Origin of the sequence: Pseudoalteromonas mucoides, assembly GCF_049257175.1 — a bacterium.
Classification (GTDB): Bacteria; Pseudomonadota; Gammaproteobacteria; order Enterobacterales; family Alteromonadaceae; genus Pseudoalteromonas.
This window is the reverse complement of the sequence record NZ_JBMMUC010000035.1, coordinates 1-1869: the sequence shown is the minus strand read 5'-3', so window position 1 is coordinate 1869 and position 1869 is coordinate 1. Positions and strand designations below refer to the sequence as shown.

1 protein-coding gene is annotated in these 1869 nt (G+C 49.9%); it reads right to left on the bottom strand.

Annotation, left to right across the window (positions count from 1 at the left end):
• On the bottom strand, window positions 1-1869 hold a 1869-nt coding region (locus tag AAEU30_RS21430; RefSeq protein ID WP_421962291.1), incomplete at both ends, for a beta strand repeat-containing protein.

Here is a 1869-nt window from a genome sequence, read left to right as displayed (position 1 = left end):
AATAAGAAGGTTGGCGTAAACGCAAGCGCCGGTGGAATAGTATCAACAACCCCACTATCACTGGCGGTGCCAGTATTCCCTGCGGCATCACTGAGACTGACACTGACACTGTAGTTGCCATCTACTAATGCTTGATTGGCCTCTGCCTGCCATTGACCACTGCCATCCGTTTGCACCGTGACACTGTGACTGCCATTGCTGTCAGTGAAGGTCACGATAATATCGCTGTTGGCCAAGTCTGATGTGCCCGTTACCAGCGGCGTGTTGTCGTTCGTTAAGGCTGGAGCGTCAATGCTCACCGTCGGTGCGATAGTGTCAATTACCCCGCCTGTTTCAGTATCACTGCTCGTATTACCTGCATCATCAGTCACACTCGCTGTAACTTCAAAGCTACCTTCAGCGAGCGCTGTAGGTACTTCAACTGACCAAGAACCATCACCTAACACTGTAGCTATTAAAGTTTGTTCATCACCATTTGCATCTGTAACAGTTAAAGTCACTGTTGCACCGAGCTCATCGCTGGTCCCTGAGATCGTCGGGGTTGTGTCGTTCGTGGGACTAAGTGGACTGATATTAAAGCTCGGTGCCTGCGTATCGATCACGCCTCCATTATCAGTATCAATACCAATATTACCCGCTGCATCCGTCACTTCTGCGCGTACTGAATACGTGCCCTCTGCTAGTACCGCTGAAGCAGCTATCGACCAACTACCACTTGCTGAAACACTTGTCATAACCGTTTGTTCAATACCATTGGCATCAGTAATTATAACTTTAACTTGGCTGCCAGGCGCAGCATCAGAAGTACCGTTTATTGTTGGTGTTGTGTCATTACTCGCAGCCAAGGTGTTTATCTCAATTGTTGGTGCAACCGTATCAATCGTGCCTTGCGCAGTATCAACCCCTGTATTTCCTGCAACAGTAATTGAAGCTGTGACTGTAAAATTACCTTCAGCAAGTATCTGACTTGCTGTAACTGACCAAACACCTGATGCAACTTGGGCTGTCAATGTTTGAACTGGATTGATGCCATCATCAATAACAATATTAATCATGGTGCCATCAGCAGCATCTGTGGTACCTGTAATAGTCGGTGTGGTATCATTTGTATCTGCTATCGTATCAATCGAAATGCTCGGCGCATTGGTGTTTAATGTAAAGCTATTATCTGCAGTTGTGGTATTACCAGCCTCATCCGTTACGCTGGCACTGACACTGTAATCGCTATCCGCTAACGCAGGACTTTGCACAGACCAATCACCGTTGTCATCCACGCTTGCACTTAGCTCAGTCTCAACACCGCTGCTGTCGGTCAGCGTGACGGTGATGACCGTGCCTGCTGGCTCTGATGACATGCCTGAAATGGTCGGCGTGTCATCGTTAACAGTGCCTAAATGGGTAATTGTTAGCTCTGGTGCAAGGGTATCGATTTCCCCGACCCCCGCTGCACTGCCGGTGTTGCCCGCGGCATCGGTGATGCTCGCGCTGTAGCTGTAATCCCCATCCGGTAAGTTAGCCGCGGCCACTTGCCAGCCACCGCCCGCTTGGACTTGGGCTGTGAGAGTCTGCGTATCGCCATTGGCATCCACAATCGTGATACTCACTTGGGTGCCAACAGGCTCCGTTGATGTTCCGCTTATAACCGGATTAGCGTCATTGCCTAAGCCATTATTATTCACCGTGACCACGGGCGCACTGGTATCTATATTACCTGTTAAGATCACCTGTGTTTGGTTTCCTGCGCCGTCACTGATCACAACATCCGTCGTGTAATCCCCTTGCGCTAAGGCGTTGGGTACTTCCACTGACCAACTGCCGTCGCTTTGTACGCTCGCGGTGAGGGTTTGTTCAACGCCGTTTGCATCCGTG